Source organism: uncultured Pontibacter sp. (assembly GCF_947499215.1).
Taxonomy (GTDB): domain Bacteria; phylum Bacteroidota; class Bacteroidia; order Cytophagales; family Hymenobacteraceae; genus Pontibacter.
This window is the reverse complement of record NZ_CANMNI010000002.1, coordinates 355,405-378,551: the sequence shown is the minus strand read 5'-3', so window position 1 is coordinate 378,551 and position 23,147 is coordinate 355,405. Positions and strand designations below refer to the sequence as shown.

Sequence of the window (23,147 nt, the reverse complement as noted above, 5' to 3'; positions counted from 1 at the left end):
TTTTTTCTTTGTGAAGCGGGTCATTTTTCTCATCAACCGCCTGCTTTGGTCCTGAGGCAGGTATGATGCCCTCCTTGTTTCTGGCTTAAGCTTGCCCACCCTGTGCTTTCCGGTTGACAGGATTTTGGTGAAAGCATTTCCGCCACTTACTTAACCCCATTTAATAGGATATAGGCCTACTTATATCGAAGGACTAATTTACAATTATGTATAAGATAAGCTATAAAGGATGCTAAATAAATGTTTAGCAACTGTAATAAGGTGGAGGGGGAATGTAAAAGAAAAAGGCCTCTCAGATTTCTCTGAGAGGCCTTTTCGGTGGTCGCGAAGGGACCACCACGAACTATACAGTATGCTTTACAAAAATGTGAAAATATCCGCTACTCGACTAGGAACACATTTTTCAGACTTTACAAAATATTGCTTCTTTCCAATATTGTGGTGAAATTTACAAATATGTGGTGAATTCTGTGGTGAACAGACGCCATTAACCTCTAAGAGCAATGTTAGCAAAGAGCATCATCTACAAAGGCAGTGTGTACATTTATGCGTCCAGATTCCGTGAACATGTCCGTATACCATGTGGATTCAGGGTGGACAAACTTAACGCAAACGGTCTTCTAAACAAGACTTGCGGCTTGTCCGACATCGAAGGCAAGAACAATCACATCAAGGATACCTTGAAGAAGGTACAAGCAGCGTTAGACAATTACCCTGACTTAACTGCTAAGCAGCTTACCGTATACATAAAGAAGGGGGTGCTGCCGTCCGCACCGGTAGTGTCAAGGCCTCTCACTTTTTTGGAGGCTTTCCAAAAATTTATTGATGATTGTGAGTCAGGAGTAAAATTGACCCGGGATAACAAGCGGTATGCAAAGAATACTATAAAGTCCTATAAGTCCACGTTGGCCAACCTTCATAAATTCAACAAGGTCTATAGCCTTAACTGGGAAGATATCAATGACAAGTTCTATCATGCGCTCTGCGAGTACTACTGGACGGACCTTAAAAGCTTTGATAATCACACCGGAAAGGCAGTAAAGATTATAAACACCATGCTGAACTGGTGCTTTGACAGGGGCATTATAAATAGCCCAATCAATATGAAGAACTGGAAGGTGTGGAAAGAGAAAATCGAAATACTGGTCATGTATGCTGATGAAATCAGGATACTACACAACATGCAGATTGAGAGCGATAAGCTGACCCGGACAAGGGATATTTTTCTAATAGGAGCCTTCACATGTCTCCGGGTAGAGGACCTGCTGAGTTTAACCGATAATGATTTGCTGGTAATAGGTGATGAGTATTATATTAACACGTTGGTGGGTAAGACCCAGAAAAATCTCACAGTAAGGCTGAACCCAATAGGAGTAGAAATTATCAAGCGGTACAGGAAGAAATACAGGACGTTACTTCCACCAATCAGCAGTGTGAAGTTCAATGAGAACCTAAAAGATTTAGCGGCTGCGTTCAAATCGCACCTGAAAGAGCTAAAACAATCCAACGAGCTAAATATAGTAGGTAACGACTGGGAGAAGGACTTTAAGCGGGTTCGGTGGAAGCGTGGTAAGCAGGTTGTTGAGTACGTTCCCAAGGAGAAGTTCATCAGTAGTCACTGTATGAGACGCAGCGGAATAACTAACCTTCTCATGCTAGGAATGACTCCGACCGAGGTAAAAACAATAAGTGGTCACAGTTTCAATAGTACGGACTTCGAAAAGTATGTGAGAATATCAGAGCAGGTAACAGCCAATAAAAGTGTTGAAGCGTGGTCTAAAGCTCTTATGTAGTAGATATGGGATATTTAACTGAAATAGATAACAAAGAGGTTCGTGAACGCCAAGTTGGTAGAATCCTCAGAGCCTTCGAAGGAAGTTTACGGCCATACTCGCATTTACTTACCGTGTGCGCAGAGGCCACAGATGCTGAGTTGAAGGAGGTAGAATGGATGATGAGCGATTGGGCAGACCAACGGCTGGTACTCAGAAGTGGTAAGCATTCAGATGAGGAGGAGTTAAAGCTCATTCAGAAAGGACTCGATAAGCTCTTTCGAATAACTGACAGAGTGATAACTGAGAGGTTGCTGGCAATAAAGAAGAATAAAGGTAGGGCCATTAATTTTGAACAGCCAGTCTATAAAATTCAGACCATCGCTGACATTCTTGGTGTAACCAAGCCCACAGTTAACAACTGGACCCATAAACGTGGTGGCTATCTGAGGGCATTCGAATTACCCGGGATAGCCAAGTTTGTATTGGAGGAAGACTTCTGCCGAAAGTACGAGGAGGTGCTAGGGCGTACTCTCATAGTCGATGACGAGTTTCGGGAGAAGTATCAGTACATTCCGAACCAGAAGAAGTTGCGGGAGGCTCTGCAAGGCCAGTTGTAGTCATTAAAAATTCTCTCACATTTGTTGTTTGCCCGGAAGGCAGTACTATGAGTACCGCCTCCCGGGCATTTTGCGGGTACAGGAAAATAAATACGCTGACACTACTCTTGCCACTTGATTTGTTAGTTGAGCAGCCTTCCCTTTGCACGCAGCAGGATATGAGAGGCTATGGCCAAGATGGGAAGCTCTATCAGAGGACCAATTACCAGCGCCAACGCTATGAGCGGTGTATCCGGGAAAGCTGCAACGGCTATCGCTAGCGCTACGGGTGAGTTTCTGGCCAGGGTGGTAAGGCTCAGGCTCGCTCCGTCTCCATAATTGAGCCTCGCCCAGTGGCTGCCGAGTCGACCAACGATGAAGTTGATGGCAAAGAAGAGCAGCAAAGGGACCAGCATGACATACACTACCTCTAGGTTGTTTACCAGCACACCTCCCTCGGAAGCGAACATCGCCATGATGGCGAATCCTAAAAAAAAGATTTGGGCGGACTCAAATGTCGGGAGGAGCCGTTCCTCGAAAAGGCCCTGCCTGCCTGACCGGAGCATGAGAAGCCTTGTCGCATGGGCAAATATAAAGGGCACGGCAATTACCAGCACGATGCTTTCAAGCAAAGACCCTAATGGTAGCATGCCTGTCTGGTTGAAGAACAGCAGCAGGTAAATGGGCAGCAAGATTACCTGCAGCAACAAGTTGAGAGGAAGGATGGAAGCCGAGAGCACCGTGTTGCCTTTCGCAATGCCGGTGAAGATGATATACCAGTCCGTGCAGGGTGTCACCATCAGCATGACGAACCCAATCCAAAGCGCATGCTGGTGTGACAGGAACATATAACCTAAGAGGTACGCCAGCAGCGGGGTCCACACGAAGTTGATAAGAAGGCTTATGGTCACAAACTTTCTGTGTAGGAAGCCCTGCTTTAGCCCTTGCAGTGGCATTGCCAGGAACAAGCCGTAGAGCATCAGCATCAGGAAAGGTATGATGAACGTGGCTGCGTGCGCAGCAATGAATGGCACTTGCGCCAGGAGCAGGCCAAGTAAAACCGCTGCTATTATAATGAGGGTGTGGAGTTTGTTTAGCAGACTCATTCGCTATCAATAAACTTATGATACTATCAAGCCACATGAGTGGCAGGCAGCTTTGCCCAGCATTTCTAACAAAACAATTCTATACCCTGCCAGGATACCGCCTATACCTATACCGGTCGGTCATGTTAGGCATTGGCAACGTTGATGCTAATCATAGGGCAGGCTGTCGCTAATTTTTACATTCTAAAACCTTTCTCTCACACTGGCTACACCTGCAAAAAGCTGGTCCCGGCTGAGGGAACACATGCCGAATTAGTCAAAATGCATTCGCTGAATCCGCACTGCATTCAGAATAGCCAGAAATGCCACGCCTACGTCGGCAAAGACAGCCTCCCACATGGTCGCCAACCCTCCGGCACCCAGTATCAGCACGATGGCTTTCACCCCAAAGGCTAGGGCAATGTTCTGCCAGACAATCTGCTTGGTCTTCTTGCCGATATTGATTGCGGTAGCTATTTTGGCGGGATTGTCCATCTGAATCACTACGTCCGCTGTCTCAATGGCCGCGTCTGAACCAAGGCCACCCATGGCCATGCCCACGTCGGCGAGCGTAATCACGGGCGCATCGTTGATGCCATCGCCCACGAAGGCTACCGTTCTGCCCTCAGCCTTCAGTTTCTCCACATGGCTCACCTTGTCCTGCGGGAGCAGTCCGCCATAGGCCGCGTCCAACTTCAGCTCGGCTGCCACTTTCTGGACGATTGAGTCCTTATCACCGGAGAGCATCACCAGCCTTTTCACCCCCAACTCCCGCATTCTCTTTACAGCAAGCGGAGCGTCTTCCTTCGTCTTGTCAGCGATGGTGATATAGCCTGCGTAGGTTCCGTCCACGGCCACTATCACTATCGTCTCCACAATTTCTTTCAGGCTAGGGTCATACGGCACACTGTACTTATCCAGCAGCCTGGCATTACCAACCAGTAGAAGCTTGCCGTCAACACTCCCTTTTAGACCGTGGCCGGAGATTTCCTCCACCTCACTGACCACATGTTGCTGGTATACCTGACCCGCCTCTGAGACGATGGCCTGTGCGATAGGGTGTGTGGATTTGCTCTCCAGCGCAGCCACGGCCGACAGGAACCACTCTTTCTCGGGCAGTACCGTCTCCACACGCTGCACTTGAAACACCCCCTCGGTCAGCGTACCGGTCTTATCCATCACCACCGTGTCCACCTGCGTCATCAGGTCCAGGAAGTTAGACCCCTTGAACAAGAGTCCGTTGCGTGAGGCTGCCCCAATGCCGCCGAAGTAACCGAGCGGTATGGAGATAACCAGGGCGCAGGGACAGGAGATTACCAGAAATATCAGCGCCCGGTAGAGCCATTGGTTGAAGTCATAGCTCTCCACAAAAAAGTAAGGAATAAAGACAAGACCAATTGCGAGGAAGAACACGATGGGCGTGTATACTTTGGCAAACTTGGTGATGAACTGCTGCGTCTTGGCCTTCCGGCTGCCTGCTTCCTCTACCAGCTTCAGTATTTTTGAAAGGGCGCTGTTTTCATACGCAGAGGTGACCCTCAGTTCAATAACGCGGTCCAAGTTAATCATACCCGCCAATACCGTCTCGCCTTGCTTTTTCGTGTCAGGTTTTGACTCACCTGTCAGTGCGGCTGTGTTGAAGGAAGACTTTTCGGTGAGCAGTTCCCCGTCCAGCGCCACTTTCTCACCGGCCTTCACCTGCACCACATCGCCCACCTGCACCTCTTTCGCCTTCACTGTGACGATGCCGTCATCCGTCACCAGTCCCACTTCATCAGGCCTGTTGTCGATGAGCGCCTTGATGGAACGGCGGGAGCGCAGCACGGCCGCCTCCTGAAAATGCTCCCCAATCACATAGAACAGCATCACGGCCACCCCCTCAGCATACTCCCCAATGTAGAAGGCACCCAGGGTGGCCATGGTCATCAGGAAGAACTCATTGAAGAAGCTGCTCCTAAGGCTCTTGATGGCATGCCATACCACGCGCCAACCAACCAACACGTAGGCTATGCCATAGGTTATTAGCCGCACATATCCGGAGAACCAGGGTGTGTCGAGGTAATCAAGCAGAATACCTCCCAATAGCAGCACAAGACTGATGGCCGTTGGAATGTAGGAGGACTTTGCCTCCTCCTCGGCATGCTCATGCTCCATAGCACCAGCCTGCTTGGTCCTGCCATCCGCAGCGCAGCATTCCGCACCGACATTGGGTCCAGGGGCCTCCGCAGTTCTGGGAGAGGTAATCTCCAGTGGTTTGAAATCCTCTTCTATGCTTTTTGATGTACTATCGCTCTTATTCATAATATTCTAATGGTTAATAGCAGATGCTATGATTCGCTTTAAGTCATTCGGGATGGGCATTGGCCGGAGGGGCGGAACATTGGCTCCGCCTGTGTTGCCCACTGGAATCTTTCCGGCCCAGGACTTTACCCCACCTACCAACAGACGGGGAAGCTGTCCAATCACTTCTGTCGTGTTCTTTGTCCTAAGACCGAATCTGAGCATCTTCCAGTGTACGGTTGTATGCTCCAGCGGGTATGGCTGCCCCAGGATATGCGCTCTTTCTAAATGCTTCCAGGCAGCGACAGGATTGCCCTCTCTCCAGCAGGTGTGGTAAGCGGTCAGTTCCTGTCGGTAAAAGGGCCTGAGCTTGGCGGGCATGTTCCAGTTGAGTTTCATGATGTGCTTTCTTGTCCAGTTATGTAAAGCTACGCCTCATCGCCCTGCAATCGCATTGCATTTTTGGTGGCGCAACTGCCGCAGAGGCCCTTCACCACCAGGCTAGCCTCCTCCATGGTAAAGTTGTCAGGCAGCGGAATCTTTGGGATGCGTGACATCGGGAGGCAAAATGTTTCCTGGCATTTGCTGCAGGAAAAATGAACATGCAGGTCTTCAGGTGCACATGCACAGCCTTCTTCGCAGAGCGCATACTTCGTAGAACCTGTTCCGTCCTCTATACTATGTACAAGTCCTTTATCCTCAAAGGTTTTAAGGGTACGGTATAAGGTAATCCGGTCTGAGCGAAGGAAGTGTGCCTCCAAGTCATTCAGGCTCACTGCCGAAGACTGGCCTTGCAGGAAGTCAAGCACCATCAGGCGCATGGCCGTCGGGCGGACGCCCTTTTCTTGCAGGATAAGTTCTAAGTTTTGTAGCATAGGGAATTGTTTAATGATGGCCTCCTTCTTCTTCAGCATTTCGCATCTTGGAAAGCAAAGAGTAAGCACCCTTCGTTACAAAATTGGCGGCAGCGGTATCAATTCCGGCAGGAAGCGCCACCTGCACATAGCCTCCTTCCTCGGTTCCTCGCTCCACGGGCACCATGCGGAAACGCTTCATCACCGTCTCGCCTTCTTTTTCATCGCCTGTGTAGATGAAGATATAGTTGTTGCCATTGTCATGCAGCACAGCCGCCTCCGGCAGAGCCAGTACTTCCTGGCCGTTCAGTGCCACACGCGCCTGCACGTACATGCCCGGCACGAGGTCTTTGTCCTCCTCCTCCATGTGGGCGTGCACCTGCACCGTCCGCTCCGGGCTTATTTCTTTTCCAATCAGATAGACGGTGGCCTCGTGCCTAGCCTCTGTCTCATTGGGCAGGGAGTACAATACCTTTTGCCCCTTTTTCAGCGTCGGCACGTCCTTCTCAAACACCGTCAGCTCCACGTGCAGGTGGTCGGTATCAGCGATGCGGAACAGTACGTCCGTCGGGTTCACAAACTGCCCAATGCTGGCGTTGATGTAAGTCACGAAGCCCTCAATCGGAGCATAGATGGGAAGGATGCGGCTGATGTTGCCTTCCCGCAAAGAAGCGGGGTTGACGCCGATGATGCGCAGTCGCTCCCCCAGCCCCTCGACCTGTGCCCTTACAGACTTGTACTCGGAAGCAGTCCGCTGATACGTCTTGGCGGAGGTGACCTGTTCAGCGGACAGTTCTTTCTGCCTTTCGTACTCCAACTCCAGGAAACCAAGGCGGCTTCTGGCATCCAGGTAATCCTGCTGCAGTGTCACAAACTCAGGGTTCTCAATCTTTGCAATCAACTGCCCTTTCTTTACACGCATGCCTTCCAACAACTCCGTGCTCTTCACATAACCGCCCAGGGGGGCGCTCACAGAGGCCATGTTCTGTGGCGGCAGGTCCAGCTTGCCTGTCAGCGTCAGGGTATTGCTCAAGTTGCGCATCTCAGGCTTGCCCAGCGCTATGCCCGCCACCTTGTACTGCTGCTCGGTCAGCTCCGCCTCGTTTGGGTTCTCTTCACCATGCTCCTCCGTGGCCACTTTCGTCGGCTCAGACTCACTGCCGCAGGATAAAAAGAGCAATGCACCCGCTAGGTAAAATATATGGATAATCCTTTTCATATGGGATAGATTCTGCTTTTGTTGGTTACTGTTGGTTTTCTGTAATATAGTGGAGTTCAATGACAGCCCTGTCATAGGCGTAGAGTGTTTCCAGATAGTTCGCCTGGATGCTCAATGCCCTGCTTAGGCTCAGGATATAGTTCTGGTAGTTGATTTCCCCTACCCGGTAGGCTTTGGTGGCGTGGTCTATGATGAGCCGCGCCTGCGGCAGTGCCGTGCGTTCATAGTAATCCAGGCTGCCCTGCAGCTTGAGCGCCTGCTGTAGTGCGCCCGCCACATCGGCCCGCAGCTCGTTGCGAGTATACTGTAGGTTCAACTGGGCTACGTCAGCCTGTAACTTGGCAGCCTCTATACGGCTCCTCTGTGGCTTTGCCCACAGCGGGATGACCACGCCGAAGGACACCTCCTGCGGCGGCTCGAACTCCTCTATCCCCCTTTTCCCATGGCTCCCGGCAATGGTTCGGTTCGTGTAGCCTAACTGCAGGTCCGGCAGTAGCCTGGCCCGCTCCAGCCTGGTCTCCGCCTGCCGCACCTCGACCTGTTGCCGGGCCAGGAGGAGCCTTGGATTCTGCTCCAGCATTTCCTCGGTTATGCTTGGCAGAGGCAAGCGGTTCAGTGCCGTGTCTGCCGTGGCTATCAGCGTATCAGTTGACAGCAAAGCCTGTAGGCGCTGCTGAAAAACGTCCCTGTCAGCCTCTGCCTGAAAGACACTGTTGCGCACCTCAGACAGCTGTGTTTCGGCCGTCACCTTCTCCAGCAGGTTGGTTTCCCCGGTCCGGAGCCTCACTTGGGCGGCCCTGAGGAAAGCCGTATACAAACTATCCTGGTAGGTGAGCAAGCTGAGGCGGGAGCGCGCGTAGACCATTCCGTAGTAGTTGAGCCTCACATCGCGGACGATTTCCCGCTGGCGCTGTGTCAGGCCAATTCTGTTCGCTTGGGTGAGTTCCCCGGCAAGCTTTGCCTGTCTGACATAGACAGTCGGAAAGGCAAACGTCTGCGATACCGAAACCTCACTGTCATACTCTCCAGACTGCAGCTTACCGGTAGAGTACTGTAGCTGCGTCTTATTGATGTCCCAGGCCGCCCCTTTAAGCGACTGGCTTCTTTTGATGTCAAGCCTGGCGGCCTCTACTGCAGGGTTCTGGCTGATTGCCTTGGCAACGGCCTCATCCAGCGTGTACACTTCTACTGGCAGCTGCTGTGCCTGTGCCTGCTGCGCCTTACCCATAAGCAGGGCAACTGAGGCAATAATGGTTACTATGGTAGTTGCCGGTAATCCGCTGCCGCTCGCGTTGCGTTTCTTTCTGTTGGAGACATACCCTTCTATGAGTATGTAGAGCACGGGCAGCACCACTAGCGTCAGCATAGTGGAGGTGATAAGTCCGCCTATCACTACGGTGGCCAGTGGTTTCTGCACCTCAGCCCCGGCTGTGTTGGAGAGCGCCATCGGCAGAAAGCCCAGGGAGGCCACCGTAGCCGTCATCAGCACAGGGCGAAGTCGTATGGAGGTGCCTTTGAGCACCACCTCACGGAGGCTCTGAATACTTTCCTCCTTGCGTTGCCTGTTGAACTCGGCGATGAGCACAATGCCGTTGAGCACCGCCACACCGAACAGGGCGATGAAGCCTACACCGGCCGATATGCTGAAGGGCATATCCCTCAGCCACAGGGCCAGTACGCCCCCAATGGCCGACAGTGGAATAGCCGTGAAGATGAGCAGCGAGTGGCGCACGGAGCCGAAGGTGAAATACAGCAGCAGAAATATCAGCGCCAAAGCAGCCGGAACGGCCACAGAAAGGCGCTTATTTGCCTCCTGAAGATTCTCAAACTGCCCCCCGTAGGTCACAAAGTAACCTGTGGGCAGTGTTACCTGTCGGTCTATCTTCTGCTGCACTTCCTCCACCACACTGGCGATGTCCCGCCCACGCACGTTGAAACCCACGATGATACGGCGTTTGGCATCCTCGCGCTGTATCTGGTTCGGTCCCTGCCGGTACTGTATATCGGCCACCTGCTCCAGAGGCACCTGCAGTCCGCTCGGGGTGGTCACGTAGAGTCGACGCACATCGGCGATATCCTGTCTGTCATCCTGTTTCAGCCGGACGACCAGGTCAAAGCGGCGGTCCCCTTCGTACACCATCCCGGCGCTCTGCCCGGCGAAGGCAGCGTTGATAACCTGGTTAACCGCCTCCACGTCAAGACCGTACTTGGCTATCTGTCCCCGGTTGATGTCCACCACAATCTGTCGCAGTCCGGACACTTGCTCCAGGTAGAGGTCCTCAGCCCCTTCCACGGTAGAAACCACACGGCCGACCTCTTGGGATAGCCTGGTCAGTTCCTGCAAATCCTCTCCGAAGATTTTGATGCCCACGTCTTGGCGCACGCCTGAAATCAGTTCGTTAGAGCGTAGCTGGATAGGCTGTGAAACGCCGAACGTAACACCGGGTATGTCCTCCAGCGCCTCCGTCATCTGGCTGGCCAGTTCCTCTCGGGTGCTGGCGCTGGTCCACTCGTCCTTGTCCTTGAGGAGTATAGTGACGTCAGCGGATTCCATGGGCATAGGGTCTGTCGGAATCTCAGCTGCACCTATTTTGCTGATTACCTCCTTCACTTCCGGGAATCGCTCCTTTAGAATCTGAGAAGCCAGCGATACCTTTTCGATGGTTTCGGAAAGTGAACTGCCGGTCAATAGCCTTGTCTCCAAAGCAAAATCGCCCTCCTCCAGGGTAGGAATGAACTCACTTCCCATGCGGGAAAAAAGCATCAGGCTCAGGGCAAACAAGGTAAGCGCAGAAACAAGCACCAGTGCCTTGAACCGAAGGGCACCCCTGATTACGGGGCTGTACATACGCTGGAAAAAGTCCATCATCCTGTCGGAAATGTTGCGCTTATGAGTGGTCTTCTTGCTCAGCAATAGCGCCGACATCATAGGCACATAAGTGAGCGAGAGGATAAAGGCACCAAATATGGCAAAGGAGACGGTCAGCGCCATGGGACGGAACATTTTCCCCTCAATGCCCACCAGCACCAGAATCGGCAGGTATACAATCAGGATAATGATTTCACCAAAGGCAGCGGCAGTCCGAATTTTACGGGCAGATTCATACACCTCCTCGTCCATCTGGGCCTGCGTCAGTCTTCCCTCTTTGCGCAGGCCCAAGTGGTGCATGGTCGCCTCCACAATGATAACGGCCCCGTCCACAATGAGTCCAAAGTCGATGGCCCCGAGGCTCATCAGGTTGCCTGATACGCCGAAGAGGTTCATCATGATGATGGCAAACAACATGGCCAGCGGGATGACAGAGGCCACCACCAAGCCAGCACGCAGGTTGCCCAGGAAGAGCACCAGCACGAAAATCACTATCAGAGCGCCCTCAATCAGGTTCCGCTCCACTGTGCCCATTGCCCGCCCAATCAACTCGCTCCGGTCCAGAAAGGCCTCTACTGCCACGCCTTCCGGAAGGGACCTTGCAATCTGCTCCATGCGCTCTTTCACGCGACCCACCACCTGATTGGTGTTCTCCCCCTTCAGGAGCATCACAATGCCCCCCACCGCCTCTCCGTTGGCATCGGTCAGAGCACCGTAGCGGTTAGCGCTACCAAACTGTACCTGGGCAATATCAGCGATAAATAAGGGTGTGCCGTTGGAGGTATTGCTGACCACCACTTTCTTAACCTCGTCCAGGCTCTCTATGAGGCCCTCGCTGCGTACGAAGTAAGCGTTTGGCTTTTTGTCGATGTAGGCTCCCCCGGTATTGCCATTGTTGCGTTCCAGCGCCTCCAGCACATCGCTGATGCTGAGGTTGTGGGCTTTCAGCCTGTCGGGGTCAACAGCAATCTCGTATTGTTTCAGGAAGCCGCCGAAGCTGTTCACTTCGGCCACACCGGGCGTGCCAAGCAGTTGCCTGCGCACAATCCAGTCCTGTATGGTGCGCAGGTCCATAGCCGAGTACTGCTCCTCATACCCCGGCTTGGCGTGTACCACATATTGGTATATCTCCCCAAGGCCGGTGGAGATAGGGGCCATCTCCGGACTACCTAGCCCAGGCGGTATGTTACCCGTGGCCTCTACGAGTCGTTCGCTTACCTGCTGGCGTGCCCAGTATATGTCCACGTTCTCTTCGAAGACAATGGTTACCACAGAGAGGCCGAATCGGGAGATGGAGCGCACCTCCTCAATTTTAGCGATGGTGGACATGGTCTGCTCCACCGGGAAGCTGATGAGCCGCTCCACTTCCTGCGCGGCAAGCGAGGGGCTGGTGGTGATGACCTGCACCTGATTGTTGGTGATGTCAGGCACGGCATCGATGGGCAGCTGCGTGGCGGAATAGCCGCCCCAGATAACAAGCGCAAGGGTGAAAATTCCGATGATGAGCTTGTTATGGATAGAAAAATGAATGATTTTATCTAGCACCTTTTAATTCTTTAATCCCAAAAACCACATACAAAAGTATGCGCACGCCTCTTGAGGCCGCACAGGGGCGCGGCAGCACGTGTTTACTTACCTAAAACAGAAATAGGTTAAGCCTTGGGCGGGTGCCAGAAAGTAAAAGAGGGGGAAGCAGCACCACCGGGAAGGTAGGCGCTCAGGTAAGAACCTTGCGGATTATGAGGTGGCTCCGCTAATTGCGGACAGCTGAAAGAAAGTGTGATTCCCCCGCAGCAGTTGCATTCGCACAGGGGAGAGCAGAGGTCAGCGCCCTGTGCCGGGTCAGCATGACTGTGGGTAGCCTGGACTGTCGTTGTTTCACACTGGGCGTAGGCCGTCCCGCTGTCCGTGCACGGCAGGCACGCCAGTAGAAAGATAACGATTCCCCATATGACAGACAGGTACTTCATTTGTGCAAAGGTAATAAATTTTAGCTACTCATGCTCCCTTCCTGTTGTTCATCCATCGTTATAGAGACGCCAGAAAGCTTATCCATCGTAACGTGAATCTTAAATGCATAGTTTTAACTCATCCAGCGCCCATAGGCCTTCTAACGACCTTCCGTTAGAATAATCAAAAAAAATCGATAACTCTTTAAAACTTTTCCATAACCTGTTTCTATAAGATGTGATACACAACCTTTACTTATATGAAATCATTTCAAAAACTACATGCTGGAACAATAGTTAGAAAATTTTCAGCGGCAAAAAATCAAATGGATAAGCTGTTTGACAGCTCAAGATGGAATCCATCTACGGTCCTAAATTATAACCACATATACTTCAGGAAGCTTTTAGGAGAGGGAGATTGTTTATATTACGATGACGAGCATGTAAAACCAGGCTTCCAGCTACTGTACAAGGAGAAGGCAGGAGATGCTCAACCTAAGGCCATAGATTTTCAGCAGTTGTACATCTATGCTGTCAAGCACTACGAATGGTATCCATTTTTGGATGGTTTCGACTTGTACTTCAAATGCCTGAAAACACTTGATATTTACTTTTTAGAGTACCCTATGTATTTTCGGTTTGCATGTGACTCAGACGTTGAAGCTTGGGACTTTGAAAAAAGCTTTGCCTGGAGAAACAAAGTGACGGAAGCAGAAATAAGCCAAATAGATAATGTCACCTACTACAACACCCGAGTGAATAAGTTGACCAACCTCGGCTTCTAACATCCGCCTATGGCGGTACATCAGGTCGGCATCCTCAGGTCCCAGCTCTTCCACTCACCTTGGTAAATATGACCGTAACATTCGTAACCTACAAGGTTAACGATGAAGGGGGCTTGGGCTTGTGAGGGCACCAGCACTAACAAACGTGTGGACAGCGCCTCACCCCTGTACAGACTTTTACTGCACGCCCTTACCGGGCCGAGCTTTCTCAAGTATACACATGGAAGCATCGGCCGTACATGGCCCTGGGAATCCTACATAGAGAAAAAAACTTCGACCCCGATTAAAACTTTTACTATAGCTGATTCTATAATTGATGTATATCATAGAAACATTCAAGAAATGGGAATAGAACACAGTAAGACTACAGGTGCCACTGATTCAAGTTTGAAAGTGGAACAACACGGGACGTACATACCGTATGATAGCTCTAGGTGGAAGCCATGCGTTTCGTTCAACTACAACCACATCTATTTCGACAACCTAAAGGAAAGAGAGGATTACGTGGGGGAAGAAGAGGACTACGTGGTGTATGAGTCCGGACATATAAAAAACGGCTTTCAGCTACTCTATTTAGAAGAACCGGTTTCCAAGGTCAAAGCAGTAAACTTCGACACGCTGTACATCTTTGCGATTGAACGGTATGAGCTAGATAAGTATAATGACGGCTACACTATTTATTTTAGGTGTAGGGACTCTCTCGATATCTACACTCTGTTTCATCCTGATGAACTTGAATACAGTAGCCAGGTAGACTTTGGTGAATACAAATATCAGAACCTGGCCTGGAAGAACATCACTACTGAAGATGAAATCAAGCAGAAGCCAAAAGGTTGGACCCGTATTTACAACACACGCATTACAAAACTGGCTAAGCTTGGATTCTAGCTGTGATAGACCTAATTGGAGTCCGCAGGGGACCCCAACAAGTGTTCATTCTGAGGCCTACAGACATCCTTTTAAGGAATTCACCACAAAAAATACCCACATTCAAGATTTATTGGTGTTTTATTGGGCCTTGGGGCCTGCATTTCCTAAGCACGAGAGACAGGTTCCAATGGTGTTTTCCTTTGCCAGTTTGAGTATCCTGAACGGTCCCCGGATAACGACCTTGAACACGATAGCACCTACCTACCACCAAGTCAGGAAGGGCGGAGCCATGAGGAGAACCAGCACGCCAGCCAGAATCACACAACTGTTGTTGATGATGTCGTTCGAGGTAAATATCATGCTTCCCTGCGTATACGCCTCTTTGCTCTTGCTCTCCTTTTCCAGCATCAACACTGTGTTTCCCCGGTGCTTGGGTATGAGCGACATGTCGGACACGGTACCATTGTAGATATTACCCGCATTATACACTGTCGTGATTCAAAGGTGTTGACGACCCTCTATAACATTCGCTATACAACCTCAATAATAAGTATCTGTTTGATAGGTTCCTTTAGGTTCTTGGCTCGTATCAGACACTCGACTGGTATTTCCCTTTCGACCGCATTATTCTCTATCACCAACCTGAGTGGAACCTTGAAGGCATTCTGTGTAATATCGTGCTTTAGGTCGCCTATATCTTCTGAGATTACATAGAAATCGTCAATGACCTCAACCGAAGGGTAATTCAACTCACTGTAGGAGGCAACACGTGGGACGTACGGGAGCATGGGGTTGCTACTGCTCTCCCTTACCTTATACACCACATCAGCAATGGCGAGACCACCACTTCGCTTTATACGGACTTGGATGCTGGCATCCTCAATGTACTCATTGCCTCTATTCGTTATGCTTAGATTTACCCTATGGGACCTTTCCTCATACACATGGTGCATATCCTTTTCGAAGAAGTCTTCCCGGAGCGTCTCTAATATCTTCTTTAACTCTTCAATGCTTCGTTTCTCATAGGGTCTTCCTGAAAACATCGGAGCGAGATTGATGTTGGAGAACTCATAGGCCTTTGGGTCCTTTGCACGGAGAGCTTCCTTTTTGTCAATAATCTTCCGTATTCGCTCCTGCGTCAATGTCGATGGTAACTCAATGTCACCGATAGTTTGGAGGCACAGTCTCCTGCTTTGGGCTGGTGTAAAAAGTATTTCCACGTCTCCCTTGAAGTACCTACTCTCTAAATGTCTGAGATACATCCGGTCGAAGTCCTTCCGGGTTGCTTTCAGTTTTAGGTCCCCCTTTCTAACCCAGCAGTCTCCCTCTATTAACATCGCCTTGCCATTTTCACTGTTAATGGTCTTCTTGGCCAAGTATGGTTGGTTCTGCGGTGACTTGATGGTCAGCACCATGTACTTGATTCCATCCAAGTGAAAAGGCGTATAGGAGATGTCAAGCTCCGGCTCGATGTTATGAAGGATGGTCTGCTGAATACCGGCTGAGTCCTTCGGAGCGTCTATGGAGTTGTAGATATGCTTGCCAGCTTCTTTCTTTATACCGATGATGATGTACTTGTCGCCATCGTGGTGCGCATTGGCGAAACTCATCACATCCTTTATCAACTCCGCCTTTTTCTCCTTTGAGTACTCATCCAATTTGAAGTCAAGATACACACATTCATTGTGGTACCTGATTAGTTCTTCAATGTCCATCATGGTGCGTCTTTTTTAAAGAATTTAGTGAATATGACATGTGATGCCAATACGTCTCGAATAATGCTCATATAACTAATACAAGATAGTAATATTCTTCATTCTTGCACTAATTGGTATGCGGGTAACATAAACTGTTTATCTGTTGAAACTTTAACTGCTGTTATAAAACTTGCCCACCCATAAGACCATAAACAAAAGAAAAATAGAATGGAATGATAGAGAAAAAATAGTTGAGTTGGCCTTAAAACTTTTGAGGAATCTGTGATAGAAGTAGGGAATGGCATCAGGGAGAGAGTGTCTCTGGCTGATATATAACCAAAATTTCCCCACACATGAACCTCAGATTGTATACCCCTCCTAATTTTGACTTTCGTAAGGAAATAGGAGATTACAGGAGAACGTTCCATCCCGACCAGTCGGAAGGAAGGCGTAGTCAGTACCTCGACACGCATACCGATAAGTACAAGTATTTCCTGCACTTCATCTACCTGCGCACTGTCACCAGCAAGAACAAGACGTTCAACAGTTACATCGAAATATGTGCTGATGACTTCCGTGCGCTGCTTGGTAAGAACTACTACCGAGACATCCTTGAATTTTATCTTACAAAGGGAATCGTTGAATGTGATAATATATTTTACCACAACTACGGATACAGTATGAGGAGTAAAGCGCTCGGGTACAGGATTTCCAAGAAGTTCATAAAGGAGCACCCGCTCTTCTTCGAGGATATGTTCCTGCATGAGAAGTTGGAGACAAAGCTCCGATTGAAAGCCGTTGCGAACAGGAGTAAGATGGATGCGGTCACCAGAGATATTTTCCGCAACCTCGAACACGTAGGAATCGATTATGGCAGAGCCATGGAGGCGGTGGTCGGAGCGAACAACGAGGCGGTAACGGACCTGTACAACGAGTTGCCCGATGACGTCACCGTTGCTGAGGAGATGGTAGCAGGACAGTATACCGTGCTGGTGCCGAAAGTTATAACCGGGTCCAAGACTGCGCAAGCAAGAGCGGAGAATGTCATCGATAGGTTCAGGACACGCTACACCAGTATCAGTAGCATCCACCGAAAGGAGTTCTATTCGATTCGTGATAAGGCCGGAAGGCGTGTTCACACCAATCTGACGAACTTGGCGTCTGAGTTGAGGCAGTATCTGGCGGTACCGGAGGTCACTTTGGTGCAGATAGACTGTCGGAACAGCCAACCCTTTATTATGACAGCCATCATACAGGAGTATCATCGAATCAATAACACCCCGTATTCCAAGAGTACTCAGAAGTACGTGGACCTTGTGCGCAACGGTGAGTTCTACTCCTATATGAAAGAGAAGCTTGGGATACCGGACGAAGATGGGACTTTCAAGGAGCGGTTCTTCAAGAACATTTTTTACTGTCGCAACTCGACAGCAGTTAAGTCTCCTGAGTTCAAGGCGTTCCATGAAATCTTTCCAACCGTGGCAGAGATTACCTTACAGGAGAGAGCGTGTGACCACGCTGATTTCTCAATCAAGATGCAGCGCATCGAGAGTACTGTTTGTCTCGACCAGACCCTTACCTATCTGTTTGGCAGGTATAAGTGTGACTGGTTCAGCCACGTCCATGATTCTATCCTTTGTGATGTGAAGCACGTGGACGAGGTGGTAAACCTGATGAAGGTGTACTATGGCCACGCATGTGGCGTGGAGCCAAGCCTACGTGCCGAATACCTGTCAACGAAAGTGATTATAGAGCAGCAGGATGCCAGCGAATCAATCAATGAAATGATGGGTGTGTTCTCGTCTGAGGTGGAAGAAGGAGGGGCTAGATTCTACGATGGTTGGAAGGAGAATCGAGTGGGTCTGCATACCACTCCCGGTGCCACCTCAGGCATGTTGGCTATGGAGAAGGCAGGCAGGGATATCATAAGCGAGGAAGACTTCTTCGATATGTCGCCTGAGCAGATGAAAGAATACCTAGAGAGCAGGCCATCTGGGGTCATACTGAAAGGCCTATAATGTTCTGGACCACTATGACCTGCCTCGTCTTTTCAAGTTCATTTCCTTTATAAAGTCACCTAGAAAGTCATCCTCTTCGTTAGCAGCACAGGTTGTTTCTTGCGATGGAACGTGCTGGTATCCACCGTTCGGCCTTTTGGGAGTCATCCGTTCTATAATTTCCCCGAGTACGTCCCGGAGTTCTTCTCCTTCTAAAATAATTGTAATCTTCATGTTGCCTCCTTGTTCATCCATTAGTTGGTTCATTTTTTCATTCCCACATCAGCTGCGGTGTAGTTATATATTTATTCCTACATCAGAAAAGACCGAACTGGTAGAAAAACGGGTGGAAAAATTTATATATACCAGAAATGAACAGCATCTTATGAGCAAATACCAGAGTGTAAAATGCAAAACGGAAACGTGGTCCACAGTTACTGAGGCGGTCCAAATACTACGGGGGCATGGCTATTATTTGAAGAAGAATGAGGTAATTGACTTAGCTCTCCGGAAACTCATATCTGCGATAAAACGATGGGAAAGGTCATGATAAATATGAATTACTTGTACCTTACAGGCACTTTCTGTTATACACAAAATATTGAAGGTAAAGACTACTACGTCTCGCTCTATCTCGGAGAAGAGAATGTGCGGCCCGCCTACGATTTTATGCTGTCCATGAACGAGTTAGCGGAGCGGATACCCGGAGTGGTTACATACTGTTTGAAAGCAAATGGCGCAGGGCAAGCTGATATTTGCGTTACCGAGTACCTCGCTCAGGATGGCGCTACACTGATTCAGTTGAAACATCTTCATCTCACCGTGGAAGAATTACACGACCGGGAACCTGAAAGTATGTATCATAGCATCCCCATCCTAAGTTATGACGAGTTCATGCGTGTAATTGAAAGCAAGGGCCAGCATATGCCCCTATAGCAATTTTGTAGAAATTTATTCCCACATTATCAATTGATAATATTCTCTGGGACTTGCCATGCTCATTCATTAGAGTGAGAAAGTTTATTATATATTTCTATATTGCATTTAGTAGATAAATCATGAATCTACTCCGACTAATAGTATGATGGACGGAGACCTTGATGCAAGTAGTAATATGACACTTAGCGAATACATCGACAGACTTAATACCCGGTACAAGGCTGGAATATCGAGAGAGCACAGTTACCGTGGCGACCTACAGAACCTATTGGAATCACTCGCTCCTGACGTGCTGGTGACTAATGAACCTGCTAGAATTGCGTGCGGAGCGCCCGACTACATCCTGACCAAGAAAGGCATCCCGGTGGGCTATATCGAGGCGAAGGACATAGGTGTACAACTCAGTAGCAAGAGCTTGAAGGAACAGTTCGAACGCTACCGTGCGTCACTGGATAACCTCATCATAACAGATTACATGGACTTTCACCTTTACATTGAGGGCGAGTTCACGACATCTGTAAGGATTGCAGAAATACAGGATGGTCAGGTTCGTCCTATCCCGGACAACTACACCATGTTCGAGAATCTGATGAAGGACTTCTGCACCTTTAATGGCCAAACCATCAAGAGTTCTAGGAAGCTGGCAGAGATGATGGCAGGCAAAGCTCGTATGCTCTCTGAGGTGATTGGGAAGGCACTGAACAGTGACGAGGAGAACCGAGAGAACAGCACGCTGCAAGAACAGATGGAAGCCTTCCGACAGGTTCTCCTACACGACATCAAGACGAGAGAGTTTGCTGACATCTATGCCCAGACCATCGCCTATGGCATGTTCGCTGCCCGGTTGCACGACCCTACCCTGCCTACCTTCACCCGGCAGGAGGCGGCACAACTCATACCCAAGTCAAACCCTTTCCTGCGTACCCTATTCCAGTACATCGCTGGCTACGACCTTGACAGCCGCATCACGTGGATAGTAGACGGGCTGGCAGACCTCTTCCGGGCCACGGACGTGGCTGCTCTGTTGAAGAACTTCGGCAAGGCCACGCAGACCCATGACCCTATCATACACTTCTATGAAACATTCCTTGCTGAGTACGACCCGAAGCTGCGCAAAGCACGTGGCGTGTGGTACACCCCGGAGTCGGTGGTTCAATTCATCGTGCGTGCGGTAGATGACATTTTAAAGACGGAGTTCAGTTTGCCACAGGGTTTGGCAGACACGTCCAAGACGAAGGTGACGTTGAAGGTGCCCACGCATGATAAGCGCTTCAAGGCGGGTCAACGTGAGTACGAGCAGGAGGTCCACAAGGTCCAGATACTCGACCCAGCAACGGGAACCGGGACATTTCTGGCCGAGGTCGTGAAGCATGTCCACAGTCGGTTTAAAGGCCAGCAGGGTATTTGGAGCAACTACGTGGAGAACCACCTGATACCACGTTTGAACGGCTTCGAGTTGCTGATGGCATCTTATGCGATGGCGCACCTTAAACTGGACCTGCTGCTGACAGAGACGGGCTACAAGCCCACCAGAGACCAGCGCTTCCGGGTATACCTGACCAACAGCTTGGAGGAGCACCACCCCGATACCGGGTCCTTGTTCGCAACCGCACTGGCCAATGAGGCGAACGAGGCCAATCACATCAAGCGTGACACGCCTGTCATGGTGGTAATGGGGAACCCACCCTACAGCGTGAGCAGTACGAATAAGAGTGAGTGGATAGAGAGGCTGGTGGCGGACTACAAGAAGAACCTGAACGAGCGGAACATACAGCCTCTGTCAGATGACTACATCAAATTCATTCGTTTTGGGCAGCACTTCATCGATAAAAATGGTGAGGGGGTGTTGGCCTACATATCCAACAACAGCTTCATTGAGGGATTAATCCATCGGCAGATGCGCAAGAGTCTGTTGGAGAGCTTTGACAAAGTTTACATTCTGGACCTGCACGGCAACTCCAAGAAGAAGGAGGTCGCCCCGGATGGCTCCGCTGACCAAAACGTGTTCGACATCATGCAAGGGGTAAGTATAAATCTACTTGTAAAAACGGGAAAGAAGCAGAAGAAGGAGCTAGGGGAAGTATACAGGTGCGATTTGTGGGGAAAACGAGATTACAAATACGAGAAGCTTTCCATTAACTCACTGGGCACCATCGCTTGGGAAAAGCTTGTGATTAGGGAACCGGATTTCTTCTTTGTTAACAAGAACCTAGAGAGCGAACAGGCTTACAAAGCTGGGTTCTCTATTAGCGACCTGTTCCAATTGAATGCAAGCGGTATGACCACTGAGAGAGACCACCTCACGATTCAGTTCGATGAGGCAAAGCTCCACGATATACGCAGGGACATTCAAGTGCTATCGGAAGATGCATTCCGTAAGACATACACTCCTAAGCCGGACGGAAGGGATTGGAAGGTGTCATATGCGAAGAATGATTTAGCTACTTACCGGGGGGAGGTACAGGATGTATTATACCGGCCCTTCGATATACGGAAGACAATCTATACAGGCCGGAGCAAGGGCTTCATGGCCTATCCAAGGAACGAGGTGATGCAACACATGTTGGAGAAGGAAAATCTCGCTCTGTTGGCATGTCGTCAGCAGACATCTTTCGACTTCCAACATGTCTTCATTTCTAAGAATATTGTAGAGAGGTGTACCGTGTCCTTGCAGACGGGCGAGGTTGGGTATGCCTTCCCGCTCTATCTTTATGCTGAGCACTCGGGACAGACGACCTTTGGCAGCAGCATGGAACGCACTCCTAATCTGAGAAAAGATATTGTACAGCAGATAGAGGAGCGTATGGGAATGAAGTTCACTCCTGAACGAAGCGAAACCGAAAACACATTTGCGCCAATCGACATTCTCGACTATATATATGCGGTTCTTCACAGCCCTTCATATCGGAAGAGGTACAAGGAGTTCCTAAAGGTCGGCTTCCCACGTGTACCCTTCCCAAGTGGACCTGATACGTTCTGGAAGCTCGTGGAACTTGGAGGGGAGCTTCGGCAGGTACATCTTCTAGAAAGCAGGGTGGTGGGAGAGTACATAACCCAGTACCCGGAGGATGGAAGTAATCTGGTGGAGAAATTACAGTACGTGGATGGAAACGTCTACATAAACGACACACAGTATTTTGCTGATGTGCCGCAGCCAGTATGGGAGTTTTATATCGGTGGATACCAACCAGCGCAGAAGTGGTTGAAAGACCGCAAGGGTCGGGAGTTGGGCTTCGATGAGATACTCCACTACCAGAAAATCATTGTCGCCCTGAACGAGACGGATAGGCTCATGAAGGAGATTGATAAGATTAGGGTAGTGGAGGCTCAGGAAGTAAAGGAAGTTGAAAGGTAGCGCATCTTTGTAAGTCTAAACGCAAGTAAACTGCATTTCGCAGTGAGCATAGGCAACTGAGCATAATCAATAAACTAATATTAGCCCTTATACTCGCTGAACCGAGTTTTAATGTGCGTGGAAGATGCATCTATGGGTTCTGTGCTTGTTGGCATTCTTATCTCAATCTCTAATGAGCTGAGCTGGTGGACTGGCACTTGTTGTACAGGTACATCGAGGGGCGAGAGTTGCTCTGACAAACATGCAGTGAATATGCAGACTTCTTGTTTTGAATGAATGCTCTGTTGTAACATGTCGACTATGGCTTCACCGAAGCCGAACATAGAAAAGACATAATTATAGTATGGCTCACCACTCACCACTACACGTAATGAGATTTCAAAATCAATGTTCCTATAGGTCGTTACATAAGTACAACTACCGAACTGGCGAAGGAAATCTATGGCATCAAGGTGTTCCTGCATGTTAGAGTTTTCCTTATATATCCTAGGTAGGGCCGCTCTTTTGGGTTAATAACCGTGAAGGGGGTAATGCGATAAATATATACGCAGCGTGTCTACATTGATTCACCCTACACTACAGTGTCTGAGAGCAGAGCTTTGGATGTAGAAATATTTTTTACAAAATGTAAATATTGTAAAATGTAACTATTGTGTGAGGTGGTGAAAGTGTGTTTGTGGTGAAAGAATGTGGTGCATGGGCACAAAAAAACCGCTAAGTCATTGAGTCTTAGCGGTTAACTTTGTAAAGTGGTGGTCGCGAAGGGAGTCGAACCCCTAACCTTCTGATTCGTAGTCAGATGCTCTATCCAGTTGAGCTACGTGACCATTCCGTTATTGTGATGCAAAGTAAAGGCCTTTTTTCTTGCAATGCAAGC

17 protein-coding genes and 1 tRNA gene are annotated in these 23,147 nt (G+C 49.5%); 7 read left to right on the top strand and 11 right to left on the bottom strand.

Annotation, left to right across the window (positions count from 1 at the left end; translation table 11 throughout):
- The first annotated feature begins 503 nt into the window (after nt 1-503).
- The gene (locus tag Q1A04_RS09580; protein ID WP_299704614.1) at nt 504-1,793 is read left to right on the top strand and encodes a tyrosine-type recombinase/integrase; all 1,290 of its coding nucleotides are present in this window, start codon (nt 504-506) and stop codon (nt 1,791-1,793) included.
- Between the two features lie 5 nt (nt 1,794-1,798).
- The gene (locus Q1A04_RS09575) at nt 1,799-2,392 is read left to right on the top strand and encodes a hypothetical protein (RefSeq protein WP_007654348.1); all 594 of its coding nucleotides are present in this window, start codon (nt 1,799-1,801) and stop codon (nt 2,390-2,392) included.
- A gap of 122 nt (nt 2,393-2,514) precedes the next feature.
- Here Q1A04_RS09575 and Q1A04_RS09570 read toward each other — a convergent pair whose 3' ends face one another.
- From Q1A04_RS09570 to Q1A04_RS19040, 7 genes are all read right to left on the bottom strand, one after another.
- Nucleotides 2,515-3,477, bottom strand: a complete 963-nt coding sequence (locus Q1A04_RS09570) for a hypothetical protein (protein WP_299704607.1) — start codon at nt 3,475-3,477, stop codon at nt 2,515-2,517.
- A 252-nt stretch (nt 3,478-3,729) separates the two neighbouring features.
- Complete coding sequence (locus Q1A04_RS09565) at nt 3,730-5,757, bottom strand: heavy metal translocating P-type ATPase (RefSeq protein WP_299704604.1); 2,028 nt, start codon at nt 5,755-5,757, stop codon at nt 3,730-3,732.
- A gap of 6 nt (nt 5,758-5,763) precedes the next feature.
- Nucleotides 5,764-6,135, bottom strand: coding sequence for a DUF3703 domain-containing protein (locus tag Q1A04_RS09560; protein WP_299704601.1), 372 nt, complete (start codon nt 6,133-6,135; stop codon nt 5,764-5,766).
- A gap of 29 nt (nt 6,136-6,164) precedes the next feature.
- On the bottom strand, nt 6,165-6,611 hold the full coding sequence (locus tag Q1A04_RS09555) for a transcriptional repressor (RefSeq protein WP_299704598.1): 447 nt from the start codon (nt 6,609-6,611) through the stop codon (nt 6,165-6,167).
- Between the two features lie 10 nt (nt 6,612-6,621).
- Entirely contained in the window at nt 6,622-7,809 is a 1,188-nt protein-coding gene (locus Q1A04_RS09550; protein ID WP_299704595.1) for an efflux RND transporter periplasmic adaptor subunit, read from the bottom strand.
- Between the two features lie 25 nt (nt 7,810-7,834).
- A complete protein-coding gene (locus tag Q1A04_RS09545) occupies nt 7,835-12,223 on the bottom strand; it encodes a CusA/CzcA family heavy metal efflux RND transporter (RefSeq protein WP_299704592.1) in 4,389 nt (1,462 codons plus the stop codon).
- A gap of 107 nt (nt 12,224-12,330) precedes the next feature.
- Complete coding sequence (locus Q1A04_RS19040) at nt 12,331-12,648, bottom strand: DUF6660 family protein (protein WP_366943841.1); 318 nt, start codon at nt 12,646-12,648, stop codon at nt 12,331-12,333.
- Between the two features lie 239 nt (nt 12,649-12,887).
- Between Q1A04_RS19040 and Q1A04_RS09540 the strand changes: the two genes are divergently transcribed.
- Both Q1A04_RS09540 and Q1A04_RS09535 read left to right on the top strand, forming a co-directional pair.
- Complete coding sequence (locus Q1A04_RS09540) at nt 12,888-13,412, top strand: hypothetical protein (protein WP_299704589.1); 525 nt, start codon at nt 12,888-12,890, stop codon at nt 13,410-13,412.
- A gap of 102 nt (nt 13,413-13,514) precedes the next feature.
- Nucleotides 13,515-14,300 (top strand): hypothetical protein, encoded by a 786-nt coding sequence (locus Q1A04_RS09535; protein WP_299704586.1) that lies wholly within the window; start codon nt 13,515-13,517, stop codon nt 14,298-14,300.
- 243 nt (nt 14,301-14,543) lie between these two features.
- On the opposite strand, the gene Q1A04_RS09530 is transcribed toward Q1A04_RS09535, so the two are convergent.
- From Q1A04_RS09530 to Q1A04_RS09520, 3 genes are all read right to left on the bottom strand, one after another.
- Nucleotides 14,544-14,729: a hypothetical protein gene (locus Q1A04_RS09530; RefSeq protein WP_299704583.1), complete on the bottom strand. Its 186-nt coding sequence runs from the start codon at nt 14,727-14,729 to the stop codon at nt 14,544-14,546.
- 83 nt (nt 14,730-14,812) lie between these two features.
- Nucleotides 14,813-16,000, bottom strand: a complete 1,188-nt coding sequence (locus Q1A04_RS09525; protein ID WP_299704580.1) for a helix-turn-helix domain-containing protein — start codon at nt 15,998-16,000, stop codon at nt 14,813-14,815.
- 95 nt (nt 16,001-16,095) lie between these two features.
- Nucleotides 16,096-16,743 (bottom strand): hypothetical protein, encoded by a 648-nt coding sequence (locus tag Q1A04_RS09520; RefSeq protein ID WP_299704577.1) that lies wholly within the window; start codon nt 16,741-16,743, stop codon nt 16,096-16,098.
- Nucleotides 16,744-16,767: 24 nt separating this feature from the next.
- Here Q1A04_RS09520 and Q1A04_RS09515 point away from each other — a divergent pair, with 24 nt between their 5' ends.
- The 3 genes from Q1A04_RS09515 (at nt 16,768) to Q1A04_RS09505 (ending at nt 22,270) form a co-directional block, all read left to right on the top strand.
- Nucleotides 16,768-17,997, top strand: a complete 1,230-nt coding sequence (locus Q1A04_RS09515) for a hypothetical protein (RefSeq protein WP_299704572.1) — start codon at nt 16,768-16,770, stop codon at nt 17,995-17,997.
- Nucleotides 17,998-18,510: 513 nt separating this feature from the next.
- A complete protein-coding gene (locus tag Q1A04_RS09510; RefSeq protein ID WP_299704570.1) occupies nt 18,511-18,912 on the top strand; it encodes a hypothetical protein in 402 nt (133 codons plus the stop codon).
- Between the two features lie 178 nt (nt 18,913-19,090).
- Entirely contained in the window at nt 19,091-22,270 is a 3,180-nt protein-coding gene (locus tag Q1A04_RS09505; RefSeq protein ID WP_299704567.1) for a type ISP restriction/modification enzyme, read from the top strand.
- Nucleotides 22,271-23,020: 750 nt separating this feature from the next.
- Here the strand turns inward: Q1A04_RS09505 and Q1A04_RS09500 are convergent.
- Nucleotides 23,021-23,097: transfer RNA gene (locus tag Q1A04_RS09500), tRNA-Arg, on the bottom strand.
- Between the last annotated feature and the right edge of the window lie 50 nt (nt 23,098-23,147).